Annotated in this window: 24 protein-coding genes and 1 other RNA gene; 8 read left to right on the top strand and 17 right to left on the bottom strand. The window is 72.9% G+C overall.

Annotation, left to right across the window (positions count from 1 at the left end; genetic code table 11):
• Positions 1–86 precede the first annotated feature (86 nt).
• The 8 genes from ACG83_RS09965 to ACG83_RS09930 form a co-directional block, all read right to left on the bottom strand.
• Positions 87–1,112, bottom strand: a complete 1,026-nt coding sequence (locus ACG83_RS09965; protein ID WP_054565852.1) for a 1-acyl-sn-glycerol-3-phosphate acyltransferase — start codon at positions 1,110–1,112, stop codon at positions 87–89.
• Positions 1,109–1,948 carry a (d)CMP kinase gene (cmk, locus tag ACG83_RS09960; protein ID WP_054565851.1) on the bottom strand — a complete coding sequence of 280 codons (840 nt, stop codon included), beginning with the start codon at positions 1,946–1,948 and terminating at the stop codon, positions 1,109–1,111. Before cmk ends, ACG83_RS09965 begins: the two co-directional genes overlap by 4 nt.
• Before the next feature lie 159 nt (positions 1,949–2,107).
• Positions 2,108–3,277 (bottom strand): prephenate dehydrogenase, encoded by a 1,170-nt coding sequence (locus ACG83_RS09955; protein WP_083473127.1) that lies wholly within the window; start codon positions 3,275–3,277, stop codon positions 2,108–2,110.
• On the bottom strand, positions 3,274–4,164 hold the full coding sequence (locus tag ACG83_RS09950) for a pseudouridine synthase (RefSeq protein WP_235497819.1): 891 nt from the start codon (positions 4,162–4,164) through the stop codon (positions 3,274–3,276). The genes ACG83_RS09955 and ACG83_RS09950 overlap by 4 nt, the downstream gene beginning before the upstream one ends.
• Positions 4,161–4,772 (bottom strand): SMC-Scp complex subunit ScpB, encoded by a 612-nt coding sequence (scpB, locus tag ACG83_RS09945; protein ID WP_054565850.1) that lies wholly within the window; start codon positions 4,770–4,772, stop codon positions 4,161–4,163. Before scpB ends, ACG83_RS09950 begins: the two co-directional genes overlap by 4 nt.
• On the bottom strand, positions 4,769–5,806 hold the full coding sequence (locus ACG83_RS09940) for a ScpA family protein (protein ID WP_235497818.1): 1,038 nt from the start codon (positions 5,804–5,806) through the stop codon (positions 4,769–4,771). Before ACG83_RS09940 ends, scpB begins: the two co-directional genes overlap by 4 nt.
• Positions 5,807–5,913: 107 nt before the next feature.
• On the bottom strand, positions 5,914–6,603 hold the full coding sequence (locus ACG83_RS09935; protein ID WP_054565848.1) for a Zn-dependent membrane protease: 690 nt from the start codon (positions 6,601–6,603) through the stop codon (positions 5,914–5,916).
• 234 nt (positions 6,604–6,837) lie between these two features.
• Positions 6,838–7,824, bottom strand: a complete 987-nt coding sequence (locus ACG83_RS09930) for a ParA family protein (protein WP_006540347.1) — start codon at positions 7,822–7,824, stop codon at positions 6,838–6,840.
• A 537-nt stretch (positions 7,825–8,361) separates the two neighbouring features.
• On the opposite strand from ACG83_RS09930, the gene ACG83_RS09925 reads away from it, so the two are divergent.
• Positions 8,362–9,462 (top strand): S-(hydroxymethyl)mycothiol dehydrogenase, encoded by a 1,101-nt coding sequence (locus tag ACG83_RS09925; protein WP_054565847.1) that lies wholly within the window; start codon positions 8,362–8,364, stop codon positions 9,460–9,462.
• 194 nt (positions 9,463–9,656) lie between these two features.
• The gene (locus tag ACG83_RS09920; RefSeq protein WP_054565846.1) at positions 9,657–10,304 is read left to right on the top strand and encodes an MBL fold metallo-hydrolase; all 648 of its coding nucleotides are present in this window, start codon (positions 9,657–9,659) and stop codon (positions 10,302–10,304) included.
• A gap of 335 nt (positions 10,305–10,639) precedes the next feature.
• Here the strand turns inward: ACG83_RS09920 and ACG83_RS09915 are convergent, their stop codons facing one another.
• The gene (locus tag ACG83_RS09915) at positions 10,640–11,110 is read right to left on the bottom strand and encodes a lipopolysaccharide assembly protein LapA domain-containing protein (RefSeq protein WP_054565845.1); all 471 of its coding nucleotides are present in this window, start codon (positions 11,108–11,110) and stop codon (positions 10,640–10,642) included.
• Between the two features lie 118 nt (positions 11,111–11,228).
• On the opposite strand from ACG83_RS09915, the gene rnpB reads away from it, so the two are divergent.
• An RNA gene (rnpB, locus tag ACG83_RS13695) (RNase P RNA component class A) lies at positions 11,229–11,641 on the top strand.
• Positions 11,642–11,818: 177 nt separating this feature from the next.
• On the opposite strand, the gene ACG83_RS09910 is transcribed toward rnpB, so the two are convergent.
• Positions 11,819–12,202: a hypothetical protein gene (locus tag ACG83_RS09910; RefSeq protein WP_054565844.1), complete on the bottom strand. Its 384-nt coding sequence runs from the start codon at positions 12,200–12,202 to the stop codon at positions 11,819–11,821.
• A 316-nt stretch (positions 12,203–12,518) separates the two neighbouring features.
• On the opposite strand from ACG83_RS09910, the gene ACG83_RS09905 reads away from it, so the two are divergent.
• The gene (locus ACG83_RS09905) at positions 12,519–13,121 is read left to right on the top strand and encodes a SigE family RNA polymerase sigma factor (protein WP_054565843.1); all 603 of its coding nucleotides are present in this window, start codon (positions 12,519–12,521) and stop codon (positions 13,119–13,121) included.
• Entirely contained in the window at positions 13,118–14,227 is a 1,110-nt protein-coding gene (locus tag ACG83_RS45260) for a hypothetical protein (protein WP_054565842.1), read from the top strand. The genes ACG83_RS09905 and ACG83_RS45260 overlap by 4 nt, the downstream gene beginning before the upstream one ends.
• A gap of 34 nt (positions 14,228–14,261) precedes the next feature.
• On the opposite strand, the gene ACG83_RS47890 is transcribed toward ACG83_RS45260, so the two are convergent.
• The 5 genes from ACG83_RS47890 to ACG83_RS09880 form a co-directional block, all read right to left on the bottom strand.
• Positions 14,262–14,459, bottom strand: a complete 198-nt coding sequence (locus ACG83_RS47890) for a helix-turn-helix transcriptional regulator (protein ID WP_369812879.1) — start codon at positions 14,457–14,459, stop codon at positions 14,262–14,264.
• 89 nt (positions 14,460–14,548) lie between these two features.
• Complete coding sequence (locus ACG83_RS09895) at positions 14,549–15,610, bottom strand: hypothetical protein (protein WP_054565841.1); 1,062 nt, start codon at positions 15,608–15,610, stop codon at positions 14,549–14,551.
• 256 nt (positions 15,611–15,866) lie between these two features.
• Complete coding sequence (locus tag ACG83_RS09890; protein ID WP_054565840.1) at positions 15,867–17,003, bottom strand: bifunctional RNase H/acid phosphatase; 1,137 nt, start codon at positions 17,001–17,003, stop codon at positions 15,867–15,869.
• Between the two features lie 116 nt (positions 17,004–17,119).
• Positions 17,120–17,863 (bottom strand): zinc ribbon domain-containing protein, encoded by a 744-nt coding sequence (locus ACG83_RS09885; protein ID WP_054565839.1) that lies wholly within the window; start codon positions 17,861–17,863, stop codon positions 17,120–17,122.
• Positions 17,860–18,882 carry a Nif3-like dinuclear metal center hexameric protein gene (locus tag ACG83_RS09880; protein ID WP_083473124.1) on the bottom strand — a complete coding sequence of 341 codons (1,023 nt, stop codon included), beginning with the start codon at positions 18,880–18,882 and terminating at the stop codon, positions 17,860–17,862. The genes ACG83_RS09885 and ACG83_RS09880 overlap by 4 nt, the downstream gene beginning before the upstream one ends.
• A gap of 160 nt (positions 18,883–19,042) precedes the next feature.
• Here ACG83_RS09880 and ACG83_RS09875 point away from each other — a divergent pair, with 160 nt between their 5' ends.
• Together ACG83_RS09875 and ACG83_RS09870 are read left to right on the top strand one after the other, a co-directional pair.
• Positions 19,043–19,264 (top strand): hypothetical protein, encoded by a 222-nt coding sequence (locus ACG83_RS09875; RefSeq protein ID WP_006545650.1) that lies wholly within the window; start codon positions 19,043–19,045, stop codon positions 19,262–19,264.
• Between the two features lie 125 nt (positions 19,265–19,389).
• Positions 19,390–21,726, top strand: coding sequence for a hypothetical protein (locus tag ACG83_RS09870; RefSeq protein ID WP_054565838.1), 2,337 nt, complete (start codon positions 19,390–19,392; stop codon positions 21,724–21,726).
• 106 nt (positions 21,727–21,832) lie between these two features.
• Here the strand turns inward: ACG83_RS09870 and ACG83_RS09865 are convergent, their stop codons facing one another.
• Complete coding sequence (locus ACG83_RS09865) at positions 21,833–22,228, bottom strand: hypothetical protein (protein WP_235497817.1); 396 nt, start codon at positions 22,226–22,228, stop codon at positions 21,833–21,835.
• 242 nt (positions 22,229–22,470) lie between these two features.
• Here ACG83_RS09865 and ACG83_RS09860 point away from each other — a divergent pair, with 242 nt between their 5' ends.
• Complete coding sequence (locus tag ACG83_RS09860; RefSeq protein ID WP_054566538.1) at positions 22,471–23,145, top strand: LON peptidase substrate-binding domain-containing protein; 675 nt, start codon at positions 22,471–22,473, stop codon at positions 23,143–23,145.
• A gap of 94 nt (positions 23,146–23,239) precedes the next feature.
• On the opposite strand, the gene ACG83_RS45970 is transcribed toward ACG83_RS09860, so the two are convergent.
• Complete coding sequence (locus tag ACG83_RS45970; protein WP_235497816.1) at positions 23,240–23,818, bottom strand: hypothetical protein; 579 nt, start codon at positions 23,816–23,818, stop codon at positions 23,240–23,242.
• Between the last annotated feature and the right edge of the window lie 245 nt (positions 23,819–24,063).

Raw genomic sequence — 24,063 nt, 5'->3', positions numbered from 1 at the left:
CATCTCGGTGGGTGGTTGACGAGCTGCCCTTCCGTGGACGACAGGCCCGTCCGACGCACCCGGAACAAACAGCGATCCGGTAGAACTTACTCCGCCGACGCGGATTCCCCGGACGCACCGGCACGCACCGTTGTCAGATGGTCCGCCAGGCGCACCCGGATGTCCTCCGCGACGGCGGCGAGTGCCCGCCGGGACCGGGGGTTCGCCGGCACCTCCACCGCGAACGGCTCACCGAACACGACCCGGCACTTCACCGAACGCCGTGGCCAGCGCGCGCCCTTCGGCAGGGCGTCCCCGGTGTTGATGCAGGCCACCGGCAGCACCCGGCACCGCCCGTGCACCGCGAGGTAGGCGATGCCGTGCTGGACGGCGGCCATCTCGCCGCTGCCGCGGGTTCCCTCGGGGAAGACGCCGATGGCGCCGCCGCGGCTGAGCTCGTCCAGCGCGGTGTGCAGCGCGGCCCGGTCCGGGCGGCCGCGGTCCACCGGGATCTGGCCGACGAACGTCAGCCACCAGCCCACGATGCCCTTGTACATCTCGGACTTCACCAGGCACCGCACGGTGCGCGGCGCCTCGATGACGACCAGCGGGCCGTCCATCCAGCTGCTGTGGTTGCCGGCGAAGATCAGGGGCTCGTCGCGGGGAATGTTCTCCCAGCCCTCGTGGGTGACACTCATCACGAGGTGGTTGAGCACCCAGCGCACCGGCGGCTTGAGCACGCGGTGCGTGATGTCGTTGAACGGCTTGGACGCCGCGCCGCGGTGCGCAGGTGCCGTGCCTCGGGCCCCGGCCCGGCTCGCTGTCGTGGACGCCGCGGCCGTGGCGGCTGGGGACGCGGCGGCCGTGGCGGCCGGGGACGTGCCCGAGGACGAGGCGGTGGGCTGGGCGGCCAGCTCAGCCGGTCGCGCCAACGCCACCTGCGCCGCGGGCGCCTCCGGGGTCTCCTCAGCCACGCTCACCGTGTCGACGGCGCCCGCACCTTTGGTGTCGACCGCGCCCACACCTTTGGTGTCGACGGCGGCGGCATTCACCGCCGGTGCGCCACTCTGGCCGGCCGGGCCCGCCGAACTGGCCGGGCCGTCCGAGCTGGTGATGGCGTCCGGGCTGGTCATGGTGCCGGCGCCAGGAGGTGCTCGCTGCGGCGCATGACCTCGTCCACCACCTCGCTGACCGACAGCGTGCTGGAGTCCAGCACGATGGCGCCCTCCGGGATGGACAGCGGGTCGACCGTCCGGGAGCTGTCGAGCGCGTCCCGCCGGTCGAGCTCGGCGAGGGTGCGGGCCACGTCGTCGACGCCCTTCTCCCCCAGCTGGCGGGACCGCCGCAGCGCGCGCACCTCGGTGGACGCGGTGAGGAAGACCTTCACCGGGGCTTCCGGTGCGACGACCGAGCCGATGTCGCGGCCCTCGACCACGATGCCGCCGGCGGCGAGCGACTCGGCGATGATCTCTCGCTGCTGGGCGACGAGCCGTGCCCGCACCGCGGGAACGGCCGCGATCGCGCTCACCGCGTTGGTGACGGCCCGGGTACGGATCTGCTCGTCGAGGTTGACGCCGTCGACGTGGATCGTCGACTGGTCCGGGTCGGTGCCGATCGTGAGCACGGTGCGCTCGGCGACCTCCGCGACCGCGACCGGGTCCTCGATGTCGATGCGCCGGTCCAGCGCGACCTGGGTGATCGCCCGGTACATGGCACCCGTGTCCAGGTACCGCAGCCGCAGCTGACGTGCGATCTGCCTGGACACGGTGCTCTTCCCGGAGCCGCCGGGCCCGTCCACCGCGACCACGAGGCCGCCGGCGGCGGACCGGGCGGGGTCGGGCGCGGGGGCGGCTCCCGCCTGCGACGAGGACGAAGACCGCGTGGTCTCCTGGTCCTCCGTCACGAAAACATCGTCGTGGCTGCCGGTGGTCGCAACCCCCGGCGCAGCGGACCCGTCGTCGGGGCTCACCCGTCTCCTCCGTCCGGACGCGTGTCTGTCGACCCGCATGTTCTGTGCAACCGGCCGGCAGCACCGAGCTCCATACACCGAGGTCCCCGGTGCACGTGCCGATGGTCCCTACGGGCACCTGCCGGGCGGCCGACCCGGATCAGGCTACTCGCTGCTCCGTCAGGAGCGCCGGTATGCCGTCCATCCGGCCTCCGTCAGCCGCTCGACCAGGCCATCGGCACCCGCCGGGTCGACGGCGATCTCCACGATCCCGGCCGGCGCGTCGAGGCTGTGTTCGAACGGCCCGACGTCCTCGATGTTGACCTCCCACTCGCCGATGACGGCGAACAGGGCCGCCAGCTGGCCCGGCCGGTCGTCGAGAACGACGCCGACCCACCCCCACGGAAGTGCCTTCGCACCGGCCTTGCGGGGCAGCAGCGCCCGGCCCCGGTGGCCGCGGCCCATCGCCCCCGAGACGGCGGCGACGACCTCCTCCCGGGTGCCTTCGGCGAGCACGTCGGCGAGGTGGGTGAACTCCCGCCCGAGCAGGCGCACCCGCTCCGCGATCGGGCCGCGGTTGCCGTCGATGATCGACGCCCACAGGGCCGCGTCGCTGTCGGCGAGACGGGTGGTGTCCCGGAAGCCCTGGCCGACGAACGGCAGGTCGTGGGAGTCCAGCCCGAGCAGGCTCCCGGCGAGGACGCTGGCCACGAGCTGCGGCACATGGGAGAGCACCGCCATCGTCGCGTCGTGGCGCTCCGGCGTCGTCCGGACCGGGATGGCTCCGCAGGTGAGGGCCAGCGCCGCGGTCGCGGCGACGGCGTCGGCACCGGTGTGCGGGACCGGGCAGATCGCCCAGACCCGCTCGGCGAACAGGTCCGCACGGGCCGACACGGCACCGTGTCGCTCCCGCCCGGCGATCGGGTGCGCCGGGCACCAGCTGCCGAGATCACAGCCGAGCTGGACGGCTTCCACCAGTGGACGTGCCTTCACACTGCCGGCGTCGCTGACGGTGGCGGCCAGGCCGCCCCGTTGCAGCTCACGCAGCTGGGCGGCGACGGTCGGCAGCGGGGTCGCGATCACCGCGTGGTCGACCCGCTCCCCCTGCCACGGCCGGCCGGCGCCCATCGCCTCGGCCAGCTTGACCTGCGCCTCGTCGGTGTCCCGCAGGAACACCTCGATCCCGCGCGCGGACAGTGCCAGCCCGATGCTCGTGCCGATCAGCCCGGAGCCGACGACGGCCACCCGCCGCAGCTCGGGCAGGTTCCGGTCGTCCCAGGCCGGGGGGTCGGCCGCCGCCGTGTCGACCCCGGGCCGCACATACGGCGCGGCGAACCTGTTGGACGTCACAGCCCGGCTGCCTTGTAGAGGGCACCGACCTCGTGCCGGGTGAGGTGCCGCGCCCGGCCGGCCCGCAGGGTGCCCAGCGCGACCGGGCCGAACGAGACGCGGACGAGCCGGTGCACCGGATGGCCCACGCTCTCCATCACCCGGCGCACGACGTGGTTGCGACCCTCGTGCAGGACGATCTCCATCATCACCCGGGACGCGGCCATGTCGATGATCCTGGCGGAGTCGACCTTCACCGGGCCGTCCTCCAGCTCCACCCCCGAGCGCAGCCGGCGGGGCAGGTCCTTGCGGACGGGGCCGCTGATCTCGACCAGATAGGTCTTCTGCACACCGTAGGAGGGGTGCATCAGGCGGTGCGCGAGGTCACCGTCGTTGGTCACCAGCAGCAGGCCCTCGCTGTCGGCATCCAGCCGGCCGACGTGGAACAGCCTGGTGCCGAACTCGGTGAGCAGGTCGGCGATCGTCGGCCGGCCCCGGTCATCGGCCATCGTCGACAGCACACCGCGGGGCTTGTGCAGCGCCAGGTGCACGAGCCCCGTCCGGGTGACGACCCGCTCGCCGTCGACCTCGATGACCGCCCGCTCCGGGTCGACCCGGCGGCCCTGCTCACGCACGACCTCACCGTCGACCCGGACCCGCCCGGCGTCGATCATCTCCTCGCTGGCCCGGCGGGACCCGATGCCGGCCGCGGCCAGCACCTTCTGCAGCCGGATGCCCTCAGCCTCCGGCCCCGCCTTCGGACCCGGCCGGCCGGAGCCACCGGAGGCGGAGCCCGCACCGGAGGAGGCGACGCGGCCGGGGTCGGCGAGGTCAAAACCGCCGTGGTCGGAACCAGCGAGGTCGGAGGTGTCGTTCGGGTCGTTCGGGTCGGAGACGGTGCCGTTCATGACGCCACGATGTCATCGATATCCGCGACGCCGGGCAGCAGGGGTGCGAGCGGGGGCAGCTCGTCAAGGTCGCGCAGGCCCAGCCGCTCGAGGAAGTAGTCGGTGGTCCGGTAGAGGATGGCCCCCGACTCGTGGTCATGGCCACATTCCTCGACCAGGTTGCGCGCGGTGAGGGTGCGGATGACCCCGTCGGCCGAGACGCCGCGCACCGCCGAGATCCGCCCGCGGCTGACCGGCTGCTGGTAGGCGACGATCGCGAGCGTCTCGAGCGCGGCCTGCGACAGTCGCGCCGACTGCCCCGCGAGCACGAAACGCTCCACCCATGGCGCGCACTCGTCCGCGGTGTAGAGCCGCCACCCCTTGCCGACGTGGCGCAACCGGAAGCCGCGCTCCTCGCGCCTGTACGCCTCGGCCAGCTCGACGAGAAGCTGCTCGACCCGGCGGGCGGGGATGTCGAGCGCGGTGGCGAACTCGGCGACGCCCACCGGCCGTTCCGCCACCATCAGGACCGCCTCCACCAGCGCGATGTCCGAGGGGCGGCTCGCCTCTTCGACGGCTGTCGTGCCTGTTGCCCCCGCCTCCCCCGCGGGGGTGGGATCGCCGCTCACTCCGTGGTTCTCCTCGCTCCTCGAGGCCTCCTCGGCCTTCTCCGACGGCCGGCCAGGTCGTCGTCACCGTCCCAGTCTCCGCCGTCGTCGCCGGCCTCGGATCCGTCGCCGGCCACGGATCCGGATTCGGCTGGCGCCGCGGCCGTCAGATCCGGCAGGCCCGGGTCGAAGGCGGGCCCGTCCTGCCCTGCCTCGCCAGGGTAGAGCGATGCTCCGACCGGACGGTCCTCATCCTCGGCGCGGGCCACCCAGCGGACGATGAGCTCACCCAGCGGCCGTTCCTGCTCGAAGGTGATGCGTCCCTCACGGAACAGCTCCAGCAGCGCCAGGAAGCGCGCGACGACCTCGATCGTCTCCAGCAGCCCGACGCAGAGCACGCCGAAGGAGGCCACACCGAGTTCACGCAGCATCCCGATGACGGCGATCATGTGCTCGCGAACGCTGACCCTGGGCAGGTGCACGTGGTCGGTGGCCACCTGCGGCGGAAGCGGCGGCTCCCGCAGCCGGGCGGCGAGCGCCGCGAGCTCGGAGGGGCCGATGCTGATCTGGACCTCGGGCAGCGCGGCGGCGTACCTCGGCTCCAGCGGCACCGCCCGGGCGACGAACCTGGCTTCCAGCGCCATCATCGCGCTGAAGATCGAGGCGGCCTCCTTGTAGGCCTTGTACTGCAGCAGCCGCGCGAACAGCAGGTCGCGCGCCTCCAGCAGGGCGAGGTCCTCGGCCTCGTCGTCGGAGATCGCGCCGGGAAGCAGGCGGGCAGCCTTCAGGTCGAGCAGGGTCGCGGCGATCACCAGGAACTCGGTGGCCTGCCCCAGGTCGAACCGGTCGCCGAGGCGGCGGATATGCGCGACGAACTCGTCGGTCACCTTCGACAGCGCCACCTCGGTGACGTCCATCCGGTGCTTGGCGATGAGCGAGAGCAACAGGTCGAACGGCCCCGAGAAGTTGTCCAGCTCGACCACGAACGGCTCGGTGCGGCCCCCTCGCGCGCTGGCCCCCGAGGCCGCGGAGACGTCCGCAGCCCCGGTCGCCACAGTCGTTGGTGCCACAGTCTTTGGTGCCGCCGTGGCCGTTGATGCCGCCGCCGTGCCTGCGGCCGGTGCCGTCGCCTCGGCCCGGTCCGTGTGGGGCTCGTCCTCGCTCAGGGCAGATCGAGCCCGATCAGCGAGCCCAGGCCGCGCAGCAGCGGCGGGGTGAGCTGGCCGAGCACGGACGGGAAGCCCACGAAGAGCACCGGCAGAAGGACCACCGCGAGGAGGATCGCGACGCCGATGTTGCGCTCGGTGAGCTGGTAATGAGCCTTGCGCCAGCCCTCGCTCTGCGGCCCGAGCAGGAACAGGATGCGCCCCCCGTCGGCCGGCGGGACGGGAACCAGGCTGAGGATGCACATCGAGGCGAACGTGTACGCCATCCAGATCAGCAGTTCGACCGCGAAGCTGGCACCGAAGGTCTCTGCCACCCGATCACCCTGGACGATCAGCACGAACTCGGTGAGCCCACGGGTGCCGCCCAGCGCCGCGAGGGCCAGCAGCGCGTAGGCAAGCGGGCCGGCGAGCAACGCGGCGGTGACGTGGAACCGACGCCGGCGCCAGACGTCGTTCATCCGGATCGGTTCGCTCCAACCGGCGCCGCTGAGCAGCACACCGACCCAGCTGAACGGGCTGACCCGCTGGGTTCCCAGCCGTGCGGTCAGCCTCCCGGACCGCGCGGGCAGCGGGTCCCGGGCGAGGCGGGCGGCGAAGATCTGCGCGGCGTCGTGCACGAAGACGCCGACGACGAAGGCAAGCAGGATGCCGAGCAGCGCCGCTGGCTCGGCGAGCTGAAACAGCACAGCGTTTCTTCCGTCCCCGATCGGTTGTCCCTGTCGCAGGACCCGCCGACCGGGCCCCGTCTCCCCGCGACCGTGCCGCCTACCGCCCGGCCCGCTCACCACCCGACCCGACCGGCGGCGGCATCACCGTGGCCGACCACCCGGGCAGCGGCCCGAACAGCCGGCCCAGGTGACGCGGCAGCCGGTCCCGTGGTGCGGCGCCCGGCCCAGCGGGCCGGTCACCGACCGATCGGATCACCCGACGGCTGGCGGCGTCGCGTAGCGAGCCATCAGTTCTCGGGCCAGTCGACGGTATCCGGCCGCGCCGACCGATGTGGGGGCATAGGTGGTGATTGGTTCACCCGCGACGGTCGTCTCCGGAAAACGCACCGTACGGTTGATCACGGTGTGAAAGACCTCGTCGGGAAAACGCTCCACGACCCGGGCGAGGACCTCCCGGGCGTGCAGTGTTCGGGCGTCGTACATGGTCGCCAGAATCCCGGCGAGCTCAAGCCGCGAGTTGAGGCGCTCCCGCACCTTGTCGATGGTCTGCAGAAGCAGCGCCACGCCGCGGAGCGCGAAGTACTCACACTCCAGCGGGACGATGACGGCGTCGGCGGCGGTGAGCGCGTTCACGGTGAGCAGGCCCAGCGAGGGCTGGCAGTCGATCAGGATGACGTCGTACACATCCATGATCGGGGCGAGGGTGCGGGCCAGGCTGTGCTCCCGGCCGACCTCGGTGACCAGCAGCACCTCGGCAGCCGACAGGTCGATGTTGCTGGGCAGCAGATCGAGGTTCTCCACCTGGGTCTCGACGATCGTGTCCTGGATGTCGACGTCGCCACCCAGCAGGAGGTCGTGCACCGTGACCTCGAACTGCATCGGGTTGATGCCCAGGCCCACCGAGAGCGCGCCCTGCGGGTCGAAGTCGACCAGCAGGACCCGCCGGCCGTACTCGGCCAGCGCCGCGCCGAGATTGATCGTGCTGGTGGTCTTCCCCACGCCACCCTTCTGGTTACACATCGCGACGACCCATGCGGGGCCATGCGAGGTCAGTGCGTCCGGCACCGGGAAGACCGGCATGGGGCGCCCGGTGGGGCCCGGCTTGCCGGTACCGTCGTCGGCGATATCCTCGCCAACCTCCAAGCGGCCGTCCTCGGACAGGCGAGGTTCGCCGACCGTCACCTCGCCGTAGTAGCGGCGGCCCGGCGGACCGGTGACCGCGGAGTCGGAACGGACCACGAAGTACCTGCTCCTCACGACTGCTCGGACAGTCCCTGCGCCACTCGTTCGGGTGGGTCACTGCATCGGGGCGTCACTAGGTTCGGGGTGTAACTAGGTTCGGGGTGTCACTCGTTCGGGGCGGTTCGTCACCGCTTCGGGGCTGTCACTGGCTTGCGGGCTGTCACTGGCTTGCGGGCTTGCTGTGTGTCGCCTGTTACTGCGTCTTCGGCGGAGATCTCCTCCTGTGACGAGCAGAAACGGACCGGTTGGAGCGTACCGACCCGGACCCGGTATCGGCCGTCTCGGGGCCCGCCAGTCGGCGTGTCGCGCTCAATCTCGCATGCATGACTCGAACTTCGGTGCCCACCCGGCGCGTTTCGCGGTGATTTAGTCGCCGCTTCACCCGCCGTCTCCACTCGGTCGTGTCCACGGGCTTCCGCGTTGGCGCACATTGCGGTACGGCGACGGTCGGGTGTTGGCTGAGTTCGCCGGCTGATGCCTGCGCCGCCGCATCGGTGCGGCGGAATCACCGGCGCGAACGGAAAGAGGAGTGCCATGGCCGAGGGCCCACAGGCAGTGACGGTGGAGGCGGTCGTCGCCGGAGGAAAGGGTGAGCCGGTAGGCCTGACGAAGATCGTCGTGCCGGCTCCCGGGCCCGGCGAGGCCCGGGTGCGGGTACAGGCCTGCGGCGTGTGTCACACCGACCTGCACTACCGGGAAGGCGCGATCAACGACGACTATCCGTTCCTGCTCGGGCACGAGGCCGCCGGAACGGTCGAGGCCGTCGGCGAAGGCGTCACCTCGGTCGCCCCCGGCGACTACGTCGTGCTCGCCTGGCGGGCCCCCTGCGGGGTCTGCCGGTCCTGTCTGCGCGGCGCGCCCTGGTACTGCTTCGACTCCCGCAACGCGGTCAACCCGATGACCCTGCAGGACGGCACGCCGCTCACGCCGGCCCTCGGCATCGGCGCCTTCGCCCCGCTGACGCTGGTCGCGGCCGGGCAGTGCGTCAAGGTCGACCCGGCCGTCCCGCCGCAGGCCGCGGGCCTGATCGGCTGCGGGGTGATGGCCGGCTTCGGCGCCGCGGTGAACACCGGACGGGTCGGCCGCGGCGAGACCGTCGCCGTGTTCGGGTGCGGCGGGGTCGGCAACGCGGCCATCGCCGGCGCCTCGGTGGCGGGCGCCCGCCGGATCATCGCGATCGACCTGAGCGACCGCAAGCTGGAATGGGCCCGGAAGTTCGGTGCCACCGACGTCGTGAACTCCAGCACGCAGGACCCGGTCGAGGCCGTGCGCGCGCTAACGGACGGCAACGGGGCGGACGTCGTCATCGAGGCGGTCGGACGTCCCGAGACGTACCGGCAGGCCTTCTTCTCCCGCGACCTCGCCGGCCGCCTCGTGCTCGTCGGTGTGCCGGACCCGTCGATGACCCTCGAGCTGCCACTCATCGAGGTGTTCAGCCGCGGCGGGTCGCTGTCCTCGTCCTGGTACGGGGACTGCCTGCCGACCCGGGACTTCCCCATCATCATCGACCTGCACCGCCGCGGCCGGCTCGACCTGTCCGCGTTCATCACCGAGACCATCGGCATCGGCGATGTGGAGGCCGCGTTCGAGCGCATGCACCGCGGCGAGGTGCTGCGCAGCGTCGTCCTGATCTGACCCACCCCGCCGCCGTCCCGCCGCCGTCCCGCGACCCGTGACTTGCGCTCCGTCCAACCTTGGGCGTTATGCCCGGTTCCGGTGAAGCCGGACGGGTGTGGCCAGCCGGCGGGACGTCGCGCCGACGATCGGACGGGTACGGTCGGTCGGGGTCTGCCGGTACCGGACGGGGGCCGGCACCGAGAGGAGTCAACGTGACGGTCAACGGCGCCCAGCGCGTCGACAGAGTCATCACCCGAGGGGATTTCACCCTCGACGGACAGTCGTTCACCGTCGACAACAACGTGTGGCTCGTCGGCGACGACCGCACCGTGATCATCATTGACGCGGCGCACGACCCGGCCGTCATCGAGGCGGCCGTCGACGGGCGCAAGGTGTCACTGATCGTCGCGACGCACGGTCACAACGACCACATCAACGCGGCCGCGGAGCTGTCGGACCGGGTGCGCGCACCGATCGCCCTGCATCCGGACGACACGGAGCTGTGGAGCCACATCTACCCGGAGCGCCCGGCCGACCAGCCGCTGCGGGACGGCCAGGCCATCCCGATCGCGGGCGGCACGCTGCGCGTGCTGCACACTCCCGGTCACTCCCCCGGCGGGATCTGCCTGTTCGGTGAGCTGGGCGGCGACCCGGTGCTGTTCAGCGGCGACACGTTGTTCCGCGGCGGACCGGGCGCGACCGGGCGATCCTTCTCCGACTTCCCGACGATTCTCTCCTCCATCCGCGGAAAGCTGCTCACCCTTCCCTCGGAAACCATCGTGCACACCGGCCACGGCGATGACACCACGATCGGCGAGGAAGCGGTCGACTATGACGACTGGGTGCGCCGCGGTCACTGAATCCTTCGGGTTCAGTTCAACTGAGCACCGGTGCGCTGGCGCGCCGGTGCGCCGGTCGTGAATTGGCGCTGGGGATTTCCGATGCTCGCCGCGTGTCGGGGCTGAGGTTGTCGCAGAATCCCGAGGAGCGCCGGATCCGGGCCCCGATGGCCGCGACCGACGTCGCTACCTGACAAGAGTGATGGATTCTGGTCGCCAGAACAACCAGAAGCCTTCACCCTTCGAACGGCAGCATCGAGCCGGCCGCACCGAGGCGGGATCTCGCGGGACAACCACGCCGATCCCCGTGGCGGAGCCATCGGCGCCGCCACGGGAACGCGCAGCAGTGTCGCCGGTCAGCTGGTGCGGTTGTCCCGGCGCAGCTGACGTAGCTGCCGGCGCAGCCTGATCTGCGGGATCACCCCGATCAGCAGGCCCACCACCAGCCCCGCCGCGGCGGCCGCGGCCAGCGCGCCGGCGACGGACATGACCTGCGTGGAACCGAAGATCCAGATGCTCATCTGCTGGTCGTTCTTCACCACGAACAGGATCACCGCGATCGCGATCAGCAGCACCAGCACCGTGATCGCGTAGGTCGAGTAGGCGACCCCCCGCCGGGCCGCCCGAGCACCCCCGCCAGGCCCGGTGCCCGGCGAACCCGGTGCCGGCGGTGCACCCGGCGTGCCCGGTGCACCGGTTGCGCCGGCGGGGCCCGACGGGCCGGGCTGCGGCTGGGCCGGCAGGGCCCCGGTCGCCGGCGGGAGCTGCCCCGGGGCCGCCGTCAGCGACTTGTCCAGGCCGCCACCCGGCTGTTGTGGTGCCGTCATCGCCCGCCCCCTGCGGATGCGTCCAGCCAGCCCAGGCCGGCAGGAGTTCGTCATTCCGGGCACTGATACCCGTGGACGCAGTCTAGGACGGCCGGTGCCATATGCTGAGCCCCGCGGACGAGTTGGCCGGGCGGTCGCGTCGGCAGCGGGGCACTGACCCGGTGCCGCCGAGGAACGTCCGGGCTCCACAGGGCGAGGTGGTGGGTAACGCCCACCCGGGGTGACCCGCGGGACAGTGCCACAGAAAACAGACCGCCGGCACCGCACGGAGCCGGTAAGGGTGAAACGGTGCGGTAAGAGCGCACCAGCGCCCGGGGTGACCCGGGCGGCTAGGTAAACCCCACCTGGAGCAAGGCCAAGAGGCCCCGGCCGGATTCGGTCAGGGCTGCGCAGGCGTTCGAGGGCTGCCCGCCCGAGCCTGCGGGTAGGCCGCTGGAGGCCGCCGGCAACGGCGGTCCTAGATGGATGACCGTCACCGGCAAGCCGCAAGGCGACCCGGTACAGAACCCGGCGTACAGGCCAGCTCGTCCGCCCCATCTGTACGCCTGCCGCGAGTCTTGTTCTTCAGAACCTTGCTGCTTCGGCCGACTGCAACGGTCCACTGACGGTCCGGCACTGCTACGGATCAGGCCCTTTTCCCGTCCCCTCCCCCTCCTTGTTTCGTCACGGAACGTGAGTAGAGCCCTTGCTGGCCAAGGCTCGCGATGGTCAGAGACCAAGGGAGAGTTCGAAGACCCATCCGTCGGCATCGAGTTCGGCGACACTCTTGGTGATCTTTCCTCGGTGACTGATCTCAACCGAGTAGAAGCCGCTCTCGATCTCGATGGGTGGGAACGCGAAGGTAGTCGTGCAGTGCGGAGTCCCTCCGTGCGTCCCGCTGCCGATGTGGGCGGCACTGACGATGGTGCCGTCAGCGTCGGTGAGGGTGGCTTGCGCTCCCGAGCGGATGTCGCTGTAGCCGCCGGTCCCGTTGCATGTTCGGGTGCCAGAGAGTCCGCTGCTGGCGGGGTAGGTGAGTGTGCCGACGATGGTATGGGTTTCGATGTTGTCGGCGTGGCTGCCGCAGCCTGCGCCGATGGCCACGATGGCCACGAATGCGAGTGCCGCCCTACGCGTCGTCATCTGTCCCCCCGGGTAAGGGGGTCAGGCTAGCGGGAGGCGTTACTCCGCCTTGTCCGGCCTGTTCTCGGCGGCCCACCGCTCGAGCTGGCCGTCTATGACCGCATCCCCGCCGTCACGTGCTTCGCTCTCACCATCGCCGACTTCCACCACGGCGGCCACCCGCTGGCAATCCGCAGCATCCCGGTCACCTGAGCCCCGCCCGATCCGGCCCCACTGAGCCCGGAAGTTCGGAAAGCCGGGCAACCCGGGAGTCGTCTGCTGGCCTCTGTAGGGCAGGGAGGTCGGGTTGCATACAGACGAGGGCGACAGCGACGGGTTCACGGCGTATTTCGCGCCGCGGGCGGGCGGGCTGCTGCGGTTCGCCTTTCTGCTGACCGGCGACGCCGGGGAGGCGGAGGAGCTGACGCAGATGACGCTGGTGCGCATGTTCGTCGTCTGGCCGCGGGTCCGCGGTCATGACCGGCCCGACGCCTACGCCCGCCGGGTGATGGTCAACGCGAACGCCCGTCGGTTTCGCCGCCGGCGGGTCCGCCAGGTTCTCGTCGACGTCCCGCCGGAGCGGGCCGAGCCGTCGTCGCAGCTCGCCGCCGTGGAGGACCGGGTGGGGCTGGCCGCGGCGCTCGCCACGCTGCCGCCGCGGCAACGGGCCGTCGTCGTGCTGCGCTATTGCGAGGACCGGCCCGAGGCCGAGGTCGCCACGCTGCTGCGCTGCTCGACGGGCACGGTGAAAAGCCAGGCCGCGAAAGGCCTCGCCAAACTGCGTGCCCATCCCGCGGTCACCGGCCTCGGCACCGGCCCCGCCGATCCCGCTGGCCTCCCTGGCCCAGCCGGCCCGCCGAGCCCGTCCCGGGTCGCACGCCCCGTCATCGGGCGGGAGGAGCTTCCATGAACGAGACCTCGCCACCCAGTTCCGACGACGCCATCGCCGGCTGGCTGCACACGGCGGCCAACCAGCTGGACGTCCGACTGCCTGCCGGGCTGGTGCCGACCGCGGTGGCCGCGGGGCCCGCCGCCCGCCGGCGGCGCCGTCGCCTCACCGTCGCCGTCCCGGCCGGCGCCGCGGTCCTCGCGGCCGTCCTGATCGGGGTGGGTGTCCTCACCAGTGGCCCACCGGAGGGCCGGGCGACGATCCGGCCCGCGGACGGGTCCCCCGGCGTGGTCCGCACCTCACCGCCGGGCCGTTCCTCGGCGCCGGTCCGCACTTCTCCGCCCGTCCAACCCGCCGCGCCGGCCGCCACCCCCACCGAGGTACCGGCCGCCGCAGGCGGGCCGCCGGTCCAGCTGCATTACGTGGACACCCCGCGGTTGTTGGCCCTCACCGCCGCCCAGCGGGGCATCGTCGACTCCCACTGCGGCACGCCGTACGAATCCCAGCTGCCGCCGGACGCTCCGCGCCAGATGGTCGCCGTCGCCGGCCGGTGGGGCCTGCAGGTCCTGATCGTGGACGCCGGTGGTGGCGGGATGTGCCGGGCCTACAGCGAGACCGGGGCGGAGGACGACCTTGCCCCCGACTTCGCCGGTCTGAACGGCCCTGTTCTGTGGTCACCCGGCCAGCACGACCTGAGCGGGCCGCCGGCGAGCCCCGTCGAGGTGTTCAGCTCCGGTGAGGACGGGTCCGGCCAGCTGGGCGCGTGGAACGCGCGGCGGTGGGCCGTCGGCCGGGTCGCCCCGGACGTCGCCCAACTCGTCGCAGCGCTCCCGACCGGGGACGCCGTGATCGTCCCCTTCGAGCCCTCTACCGGCGCCTTCATCACCCTCATCCAGGTCACGACCCCGGATGTCGCCGAGTTCCAGACCCTGAACCAGACGCCGCTGACCTTGTACGCCTACGACTCCACCGGAAAACTGCTTACCCACGCCACGACTGCCGCCTGCGGCCAGCGACCGGCGTGCAACGGGTCGGAGGCCGCCGAGACCCACCTGCCCTCGCCCCTGACGTCCGCTCCGAGGATGGCACCGGCGACGGATGTCGGCACGCCCACCAGCGACGGGTGAGGCCTCCCCGGACAGACGGATCGACTCCGGCCGGTCAGGTCTCGACGACGTCGACCGCGCCGTCGGTGACCTCCAGGTGGAAGATGAGGCCGGCCGCGCGGCTCAGCTTCGCGAGTGTCTCGAGTGAGGGCTGGTGTTCGGCCTGTTCCAGGCGGGAGATCGCGGGCTGGGCGATGCCGACCAGCCTCGCCAGGTCCCGCTGGGACAGGCCGTGGCGGGCGCGGTGGTCGATGACCCGGTTCGCGACCTGGCGTGCGAACGTCGCGCCGCCTGGGGCCCGGCGGAGCTCCTCGCCGTTGGGCGCGGTCGCGCACTGCGCGGTCAGGGGGCCAGGCGCGGGGCGTGCCAGGCGCGGACGCGATCGTCGAGGTCGTCGAGATCGGCGTGCCAGCCGACGTAGCCGCGGGCCTCCGAGACGAACCTTCGTGACCGCCCGGCGATGACGGTGCTCGGCCGGTCGCCGGAGATCGTGAGGGCCTGGTCGACGAGCTCGACCGCCTGGTCCAGGTCGCGTCGTTTGGCCGCGGCGGTGGCGGCGGCGATGCGGACCATCGAGCGCAGGCCGGTGGCACCGGCCGCGTCCAGGTGGTGGATCGCCGCGTCGGTGTAGACGCTCGCCGCGCCCGGCATGCCCAGCTCGACGTAGGCGGCGGCGGACAGCTCGGACAGTGTCAGCACATGCAGCGTGTCGATCGAGAATCCCGGCTCGCCGTGCTGGTCCGGGCTCAGTACACCGGCGATGTGCCAGGCCCGGCCGATCGCCTGGTGCACGGCCCAGCGGTCACCGAGGGCGCCGTGGGCGCGGGCCTCGATGGCGGCCGCCCGCGCCGCCGCCGGCGTGCCGCTGCCGACGAGCGCGGCCCCGGCGGCGGCGAGCTCGGCCGCGTCCGCCAGCCGCCCGGCCTTGCGGGCCAGGGACGACTGCCACAGCCGGATCCAGCACATCAGCGTGGCGTCGCCGGCCTGGGCGGCATGCGCGTAGGACTCGTCGAACGCGGCGGCGGCGCCGGCGACGTCGCCGAGGTCATGGCGGGTGGTGGCCCAGAGCGCGCCGAGCCGCCCGGTCACGTGGTGCAGCCGCAGCCGGGTCAGCGGCGGGATGGAGTCACGCAGCAGCAGCGAGCGGACGACGGGCAGGTGACGACGCAGCTGGGCGGCGGTCGCGCTGATCGGGGACCGCTCGTAGTCGGCGGTGATCTGCGCGACGCGGCCGTCCAGATGCCCGAGGAGATCCGACGACGGACTCATGCCGCCGTCGCCCGCATCGAGCCGCCCACCCGCGCCCAGCCATCCACCCACGCCGAGGCGCTCGCCGGCGGCGAGCAGGTCGAGCGGGAGCAGGGCGCCGGCGGCCAGCAGCCGGCGCCGGGAACTGGCATCCATCGTTGATGTCCTCCGCGTGGCACAGCGGAGGACGGCAACCGCCTCCGAGGTGGCGCCGTCGACGGACCCCGCACTCCGCACATGTCACGGAATCCTGCGTCCGCTCGGGAGGGCTCGTCACCGGGTGTGCCACTGCGGGACACAACTGTTGCGCAGCTGGTGCGGGCAGGTGTGTCCACTGGCTCCGCACACACCCACATTTGCACTACGAAAGGTCAACCGACTCCCCACGCGGGGAGCCGGTCGCCTGAGGCTGCTACTCGCCTTCGACGACGAGACGGGCCACGTGGTGGGTGTCGTTGAAGCCGCGCAGAACGGCAGGCCCGTCGGAATACCAGTCGATCGTGGTGATCGACACCAGGTCGAGGTGCAGGCGGTAGAGCACGGTCGGTTCGGCGGCGAGCGCCAGTTGGGTGAGCCCCTTGATTGGGGTCACGTGTGAGACCACCAGGACGCGGCCGCCGGCGTACTCCGCCATGATCCGGTCCCGGGCCGCGGCGACCCGCGCGACGGTGCCCAGCAGGCTCTCACCACCCGGCGGCGGCACCGCCGGATCTGCCAGCCAGGCGTTCAGCTCGTCCGGGAAACGCTCCCGGACCTCGGCGAACGTCAGCCCCTCCCAGGCACCGAAGTCGGTCTCGCGAAGATCCTCGTCGATCACGTAGTCGCGCGCGAGCGCGTCGGCGGTCTGGCGCGCCCGCTTGAGCGGCGAGCAGATGACGGCATCGAACGGTTCGGCACCCAGCCGGTCGGCCGCCGCCGCTGCCTGCAGGAGCCCGGTGTCGGTGAGCGAGGCCTCCACCGTGCCGCTGAACCGCTTCTCCACCGACAGCGGTGTCTGGCCGTGCCGGAGCAGGACCGTGACGGTCGGCGGCGCGGGCGGGGCCATCCACCCGGACAGGCGGTTGGTGGTCGGCGCCTGGTGCGGCAGCGGATCCGGCGACTGCGGGATCGCGGGTTCCCAGGTGCGGCCCGCGGCAGCCGCGTCCATCGCCTCGTTGGCCAGCCGGTCGGCGTCGGCGTTACGGGCCCGGGGCACCCAGACGAACCGGACGCTCGGGAACCGCGAGACGAGCCCCGACGCCTCGGTGGCGAGCGGGCGCATCGACGGGTGCTTGACCTTCCAGCGCCCGCTCATCTGCTCGACGACGAGCTTGGAGTCCATCCGGACCTCGAGGTCGGCGTCGGGGGCGACGTCGGCGGCGGCCCGCAGCCCCGCGAGCAGGCCCTCGTACTCGGCGACGTTGTTGGTGGCCGTCCCGATCGCGGCGGCCCGCTCCGCGAGCACCTCACCGGTCGCCGGGTCCCGGACGAGGGCGCCGTACCCGGCAGGCCCGGGATTGCCCCGGGAACCTCCGTCGGCCTCGATGACCAGCCTGCGCGAAGCGCTCATGCCGTCACTCCCCTCGCTCGTCCGGATCCGCGGAGGAGGTGGCCGCCCCCACGGGGGAGGGGAGACTCTACCGGCCGTGCGACGCCGTGAACAGCGGACGGGGGACGAATCCGGCCCTAGAGGCCCGATTCGGCCGTTCGGACCAGAATGCGGCGGCATTCCTCACAGCGCACCACCTCGTCGGCCGGGGCCGCGGCGACCGCGCGCAGGTCCCCGCCGGACAGCTCCAGGTGGCACCCCTCGCAGCGCCGACGCACCAGCGCGGCCGCGCCGACGCCCCCGGACGACGAGCGGATGCGCTCGTACAGGGTGATCAGCGGGCCCGGCAGCGACGGCGCGAGCGCGTCGCGCTCACCGCGCCGCTTCGCCGCCTCGGTGTCGATCTCACCGAACTGCTCGTCGCGGCGCGCCTCGGCGGCCTGCCGCTCATCCGCGAGGCGCTCTCGCCCGCTGACCTGGTCGGTCAGCTTCACCTCGAGCGCCTCGACCGCCTCCATGCGCTCGAGCGCCTCGTCCTCGAGCACGCCCTGGCGCCGGGCCAGCGAGGCCAGCTCCGCCTGCAGGTTCTCCAGCTCCCGCGGGTTGCCGACCTGGCCGGAGTCGACCCGGGTGCGGTTGCGGTCGGCGCGGGTGCGGACGAGCTCGATCTCGGTCTCCAGCTTCCGCTGGGCGCGCCCGATATCCGCGATCTCCGTCTGTACCCGGACGATGTCCGCGTCGGCGCTGTCCAACGCCGCCGACCGCTCGGCGATGGTCGCGAGCTCCGGCAGGGCGCGGCGCCGGGCGGCGAGCCGGTCAAGCGCGGTGTCCAGCGCCTGGAGGTCGAGGAGGCGAAGCTGCGTTGCTGGGTCGGCCTTCATGAGCTCCTCGCCTGGAACCCTTCTTCCGGACGCGCACCGGGCGCGTGGACCGGAGCGGGCAGATGATCTGCGTGGTCGGGCTGTTCTGGCTGGTCCTGCTGGTCGCGCTGCTCGGGCCGTTCCGGCTGGGCCGGCTGGTCCAGCCGGGGTGTCGCCGACACCTGCAGCCGCCACGGATCCGTGACAAGTGTGGACACCGCCGTGTTCACGGTACGTCCCCGCGCGGCCAGCCCGGCACGCAGCCGGTCGGCGGCACCGGCGAGCCACGGCCATTCGCTGGCCCAGTGCGCGACGTCGACGATGACCAGGGGATGCGCCCCGACCGCGTCGAGGATGTGGTGATGGCGGCCGTCCGCGGTCACCAGCACGTCCGCCCCGGCCGCCGCGGCCGCCGCGGCGAGCTCGCCACCCGCGCCGCCGCACACGGCGATCCGGCGCACGGCCCGGTCGGGAGCGCCGGTCGCCCGCACCCCACCGGCGGTCACCGGCAGCGCCTGCGCGACCCGCTGGCAGAACTGCGCGAGCGGCTCGGCTGCCGGCAGGACACCGACCCGCCCGAGCCCGCGGCATTCGGTGCCGGCATCGGTCCGCGTGCGCACGCGCCCACCCTCGGCGCGCGACCCGTTGGGCACCAGCGGCCCGACGTCGCGCAGGCCGATCGCCGCCGCCAGGGCGTCACTGACGCCCGGGTCCGCGACGTCGGCGTTCGTGTGCGCGGTGAACAGCGCCACCCCGGCCCGCACCAGCGTCGCCACGACCCGGCCACCGGTCGTCGACTCGGCGACGCTGTGGGCGCCGCGCAGGAACAGCGGATGGTGGGTCACCAGCAGCTGTGCCCTGGCGGCCGCCTCGGCGGCGACCTCGGGCGTGGGGTCCACCGCGAACAGCACGTCGTGGACCGGGGCATCCAGGTCGCCGACCGCCAGCCCGACCGCGTCCCACGCCTCGGCCCAGGCCGGTGGATAGCACGATTCGAGCGCCCAGACGCAGTCACGGACCGTCGCAGCAACGGTGGTCATCCCCGCGACCTTACCCGGACGACCGCTCGGGGGCGTCGACCGGTGACCATCCGCCGTCAACTGACCGGGCGCCGTCAGTTCGTCCTGGCCTGACCCGTAACGTCACCCCTGGCGTAGGACGTCCGCACGGGGTTACCACGCCGGAAAGAAGGGTTGGAGCATGGCTGACGTATCGGTGCGCTTCCAGATCGCCGGGGATTCGGAGATTGTTCTGAACCTGGCGACGGCGCAGGCTGTGCGCCTGGTCGAGGCGCTGATGGGCAAGGTCGCAGACGCCATGGCCGCACCGGACCGGCTGGCCGTCGGCAGCTCGTGGCAGCAGGGCGCCCCGGTGGCGCCGGCCCCGCCGACCTTCAACCCGGGTCCGCGCCTGCAGCAGTGAACCCGGGGCAGCCCGGACCACCGCCGGGTCGGTTGCTGCCAGAAAACCGGAAATCCGACAACAACGTCGGCTCAACGCGATACAACCTCGCAAAGCATTCCCTACGAGAGGACACCTGATTTCCCATGGCGGGGGACGTACCGGCCGACGAACGGATCCTCATCACCATCGATGATCCAGATCCTGGGGCGGATACCCGGCGCGGCCTGCTCGGCCCGCGGGATCCAGCGGCCGGTGGCGGCCAGGAGGACTCGCCGGACCCGACCGGCCTGACCAGCGCGACCGGTGCGGCCGGTGCGCTGGAGTTGGACGCGACGGGCGCAGGCGGGACCGCCCGCGGGCTGCTGGACGACTCGTCCCTCGACGACATGCCCGTCTGGGGAGCCAGGACCCGCCGCTCGACCGCGCCGGCCGGCGCCGGCGGCAACGCGGGCGCCCAGCACGGCGAGCGGACGGTGCACCGCTACGGCCGGGTCAGGGTCCTCGGCCGGCCGCATGCCGGCCCGGCACAAGACACGACGGTCGCCGCGGCACAGGACGACACCACGGGCACCACCGGCACCACCACCGCCCAGCCGGCCCCGGGCGACGGGACGATCGTGTCCACCCTCGCCCTTCCCGGCGGCCTGAGCCGGACGGAGTCCCTCGGCGTGGAGGCGTTCCGCCTGCGCGCCAGCGACGGCTACCGCCGCCGCAAGCGGGCCCGCCCACGCGACGCCGCGCCCTGGGACATGGCCCGCCCCTGCACCGACATCGCCCCGGCCCGCGGGTCGGGGACGTCCGTCACCCCCCGCCTGATGCCGACGCTGCTCAACGCGCCCTCGGCGAACGGCACCGACGCGGCCCAGAGCACCGCCGGCGCACCGGGAACCAGCGGGCTCAGCTCCTATCTGGAGGGCTCGGTCGCGGTCGGCCTGATCCTCGTCGAGGGCCCGACCGCCGCACTGCGGATGTCCGCCGCGGAACGCACGAAGATCGTCGCCGAGGTCCAGAACGGGCTGTCCTGGTACGCGACGCAGAATCCGGCCGCCGAGCTCACCTTCAGCTACGACATCCAGCTGGTCCAGCTGTCCACCCCGGCCGACCCGGGCGCCAGCGACCTGGAGTCGGTGTGGCGCAACCCGGCGATGAGCCGGCTCGGCTACGCCCCGACCTTCGACGGTGTCTACGACTACGTCGAGGGGCTGCGCGGGCGTCTCGGCACGAAATGGGCGTACTGCGCCTTCGTCACGAAGTACCCGCTGGGCCATTTCGCCTACGCGTCGATCGGCGGGCCGCGCCTCGTGCTCGCCGCCGACGCCGACGGCTGGGGCCCCGACAACATCGACCGGGTCTTCGCGCACGAGACCGGGCACATCTTCGGCGCGCCCGACGAATACGCCGGCGCCGGCTGCGACTGCGGCGGAAGCTGGGGCCGGTACGGCGTCCCCAACGGCAACTGCGACGCCTGCGCCCCCGCACCCGTCGACTGCCTGATGCGGGCCAACACGTTCGCCCTGTGCCGGTACACCCCCGCCCACATCGGCTGGGGCCACGGCGTCAGCGGCAACCCGGTGCTCATCCAGTCCCGTGGGCTCGGCGTGCGGGGCAACTTCGACGTCGTGGTGCCCTCGGCGTTCTCCGGGCTCACCCACGTCTGGCGGGAGAACGACGCCCGCGACACCCCCTGGCGGGACCCCTGGCAGACCGCCCAGGCGCTCGGCCGGGTCGACGCCGTCACGATGCTGCAGAGCACCCTGGCCACCCCCGGGCCGCTGGAGACCGTCGTCCGCGTCGGCAGCCGCCTGTTCTTCCTCTGGCGGGACAGCACCGGCGCGTTCCAGTGGCGCCCACCCGTCCAGCTCACCCAGAACGTCGGCGGCGTGCCGTCGATGGTCCAGAGCCGGCTGGGCGGCCGGGGCAACTTCGAGCTGCTCGCACCCGCGGCGGACGTCGGCATCATCCACATGTGGCGCAACCACGACGTCGCGGGCTACCCCTGGAGCGCGCCGAAGCTGTTCGCCGCGAACCTCGGCCGGGTCGACGCGGTCAGCCTGATCCACGGCACGCTCGGCGGCGGCGCCGGCCTGCTGGAGGCCGTCGCGCTGGTCGGCACCCGGCTGGTGCACCTCACCCGTGACTCGTCCGCCGTCTGGCGGACGAACGGCGTCTTCGCCGAGGGGGTCTCCGGCAACCCGGTGCTGATCCAGAGCCTCTACCCCGGCGCCCGCAACTTCGAGGTGGTGGTGCCCGCCGCCGGAACCGGACTGATCCACTTCTTCCGCGACAACAACCGGGCGACACCGGCCTGGAGCGGGCCACGGCCCTTCGGCGCGTCACTCGGCCATGTGGACTCGGTCGCCCTCATCCAGAGCAACTACTCCGGGAACCTGGAGGTGCTGGCCCGGGTCGCGAACCGGCTGTACCTGCTGACCCGATCCGGTGCCGACGCCGTCTGGTCGACCCCGCAGCGGGTGCTCTGACTCCAGGGCGAACCCCCACGCCGGCGGCCCGGCCGGACCGGACCGCCGGCTCCGACCGGCGCGGGCCGGCTGGCGCTGGGCCGGCTGGCGCGGGCTCGAGGACGGGTCAGGTCGGTTCGTCCCAGGGCCGGCCCTCGAAGGGGCGTGGCGGCTTCGCCACGGCGCGGGCCAGCCAGCCGTCGACGAAGAGCCGTTCCCGGGGGTCCAGCGTCGCGGCCAGCTCCACCGGGACGTCCGTGGCGAAGACACCCAGAACACCGGGAACGGCGGCGGCGTCCGCCAGCCGCCCGGCGGGCACGACCACCAGCGCGAGGCGCGGCGGCAGGCGCGCGGTCACCTGCGCCCACCGCCCGATGACGTCCAGAGCCGTGCCCGCCGCCGTGGCGTCCTCGGCCAGCACGAACAACAGCTCGCGCGGCGCCCCCCACCCCGGCTCCCCCGGCCCAGACGACTCCGGCTCCGGCTCCGGCACCGGCTCGGGCTCGGGCTCGGGCTCCGGCACAGCCGGTTCCCCGTTCCCCGGTTCCGGTTCCGGTTCGCCGCACGCCGACTGCGCGGGGCCTCGAGCACTCACCGGGTGTCCTCCTCTTCTCGGGGATCAGCCGCTCTCGGGGATCAGCCGCCACCGCGGCGCGTGACGCCCGCCGCGGTGGATGGACGCGGCGGCCGGTACAGGACAGGGTGGGAACATACGGGCCCACTCACGGGTCGGTGATGCTGCGACGTGAGGGGGTGCGGGCGACGGTGAGTGAGCGACTGCCGCTGTTTCCGCTCGGTACTGTCCTGCTGCCAGGTCTGTTGATGCCACTGCAGATCTTCGAGGAACGCTACCGGGTCCTGGTCCGCGAACTGCTCGAAATACCCGAGACCGAACCGCGCCGCTTCGGCGTGGTGGCGATCCGGCGCGGCCGGGAGGTCGGCCCGGCGGTGCCGCAGACCTACGAGATCGGCTGCACCGCGCTGGTCCGCCGGGTGGAGGCCCTCCCGGACGGGCGGTTCTCGATGGTCACCGTGGGCGGTTCCCGTTTCCGGGTCCACTCCGTCGACGAGAGCAGCCACCCCTACCTGGTCGGCGATGTCGAGTACCTCGACGACGTCGTCGGCGACGAGGCCGCCGCCGCCGGCAACGCCGCGGTGGTGACCCGGCTGCTGCGGGAGTACACCGAGCGCCTCACCGCCAGCGGCACCGTCGAGGTCAAGCTGCCCGAGCTGCCGACCGACCCGATCGCGCTGTCCTTCCTCGTCGCGGCGGCGGTCGCCAACGACATCGCCGAGCGGCAGGAACTTCTCGCCGCGCCGGACGCCGCCGCAAGGCTGCGCGGGGAACGGGCCCTGCTGCGCCGCGAGCTCGGCCTGCTCGAACGCATCACGACCGTCGGCTCGAGCGAGCTGAACCGGATCACGCCGAGCTCCAACTGACCCGGCGCGCACACGCCGACCCGATCCGGCTCCGGCCCCGCCGGCTCGCTCCTGCGGCGACGCTGTCAGCACGGCGCCGTCAGCGGCGGCTCCGTCAGCGGCGGCGCCGTGGCCAGCCGAAGGTGGTCCCGCCGGCCCAGAGCGCCAACGCCAGCACCAGCAGCGCGACTCCGGGCAGCACCAGGTAGAGGCCGGTGGCCCGCACGTGGAAGTCCGCCAGGTCACGCAGGAGGTCGGTCGCGTTGGGAGGGAGCGAGTCGAGGGCGGCGTCGGAGCGGCGCAGCCGCCCGACCTCCCCCGCCAGCAGTGAGCCGGCGACGCCGCCGGCCCCGAGGCCGACCGCGACCGGCCAGCCCACGTCCGCCGCGCGCCAGTAGGTGACGAGGCCGCCGATCACTCCGGCCACGGCGCAGATCATCGCGAAGTAGGCGTCGACGGTGCTCTGCACCGAGAAGACGGACATCGCCCCGGCGAGCACCGCCGCCACGTCGAGGTGGGGGGCGCAGGCGGCCCACAACAACCCCAGCAGCGGACCCACGACGACCATCGCGAGCGCACACACGGCCCCGGCGAGCAGCCTGGCCCGCATGCTCTGCGGCGGCGACGTGCTCGCCCAGGCCGCGGCCTCGCCCTCGGCCAGATCCGCCGCGGACACCACTGCCTCCTCGTGCACCGCTGGCTCCGCCGGCACCGCCGCCGCTGGCTCCGCCGGCACCGCCGCCGCTGGCTCCGCCGGTACCGCCGGCCCGATGGGCGTCACCGTGTCCGCCGGCTCGGCCGGTGTCCCGGCGGACCGGTCTGAGGAGGCCGCAGGGTCAGCCGGAACGGGCTCGGCCCCATCCTCGGCCCGCGGGTGCCCATCCGGCGCGGAACACACCGATATGTCCCGGGTGCCCCGGGTGCCGCCCGGCAACTCTG

The sequence above is a fragment of the Frankia sp. R43 genome, from assembly GCF_001306465.1.
GTDB lineage: Bacteria > Actinomycetota > Actinomycetes > Frankiales > Frankiaceae > Parafrankia > Parafrankia irregularis.
This window is presented reverse-complemented; position numbering and strand designations above follow the sequence as displayed.

What these genes read in the sequence shown, in the direction of transcription:
- ACG83_RS09965 (WP_054565852.1), bottom strand. Translation starts at nt 1,112, where the DNA reads ATGACCAGCCCGGACGCCATCACCAGCTCGGACGGCCCGGCCAGTTCG.
- ACG83_RS09950 (WP_235497819.1), bottom strand. Translation starts at nt 4,164, where the DNA reads ATGAACGGCACCGTCTCCGACCCGAACGACCCGAACGACACCTCCGAC.
- ACG83_RS09925 (WP_054565847.1), top strand. Translation starts at nt 8,362, where the DNA reads ATGGCCGAGGGCCCACAGGCAGTGACGGTGGAGGCGGTCGTCGCCGGA.
- ACG83_RS09915 (WP_054565845.1), bottom strand. Translation starts at nt 11,110, where the DNA reads ATGACGGCACCACAACAGCCGGGTGGCGGCCTGGACAAGTCGCTGACG.
- ACG83_RS45260 (WP_054565842.1), top strand. Translation starts at nt 13,118, where the DNA reads ATGAACGAGACCTCGCCACCCAGTTCCGACGACGCCATCGCCGGCTGG.
- ACG83_RS09895 (WP_054565841.1), bottom strand. Translation starts at nt 15,610, where the DNA reads ATGGATGCCAGTTCCCGGCGCCGGCTGCTGGCCGCCGGCGCCCTGCTC.
- ACG83_RS09890 (WP_054565840.1), bottom strand. Translation starts at nt 17,003, where the DNA reads ATGAGCGCTTCGCGCAGGCTGGTCATCGAGGCCGACGGAGGTTCCCGG.
- ACG83_RS09885 (WP_054565839.1), bottom strand. Translation starts at nt 17,863, where the DNA reads ATGAAGGCCGACCCAGCAACGCAGCTTCGCCTCCTCGACCTCCAGGCG.
- ACG83_RS09880 (WP_083473124.1), bottom strand. Translation starts at nt 18,882, where the DNA reads ATGACCACCGTTGCTGCGACGGTCCGTGACTGCGTCTGGGCGCTCGAA.
- ACG83_RS09875 (WP_006545650.1), top strand. Translation starts at nt 19,043, where the DNA reads ATGGCTGACGTATCGGTGCGCTTCCAGATCGCCGGGGATTCGGAGATT.
- ACG83_RS09870 (WP_054565838.1), top strand. Translation starts at nt 19,390, where the DNA reads ATGGCGGGGGACGTACCGGCCGACGAACGGATCCTCATCACCATCGAT.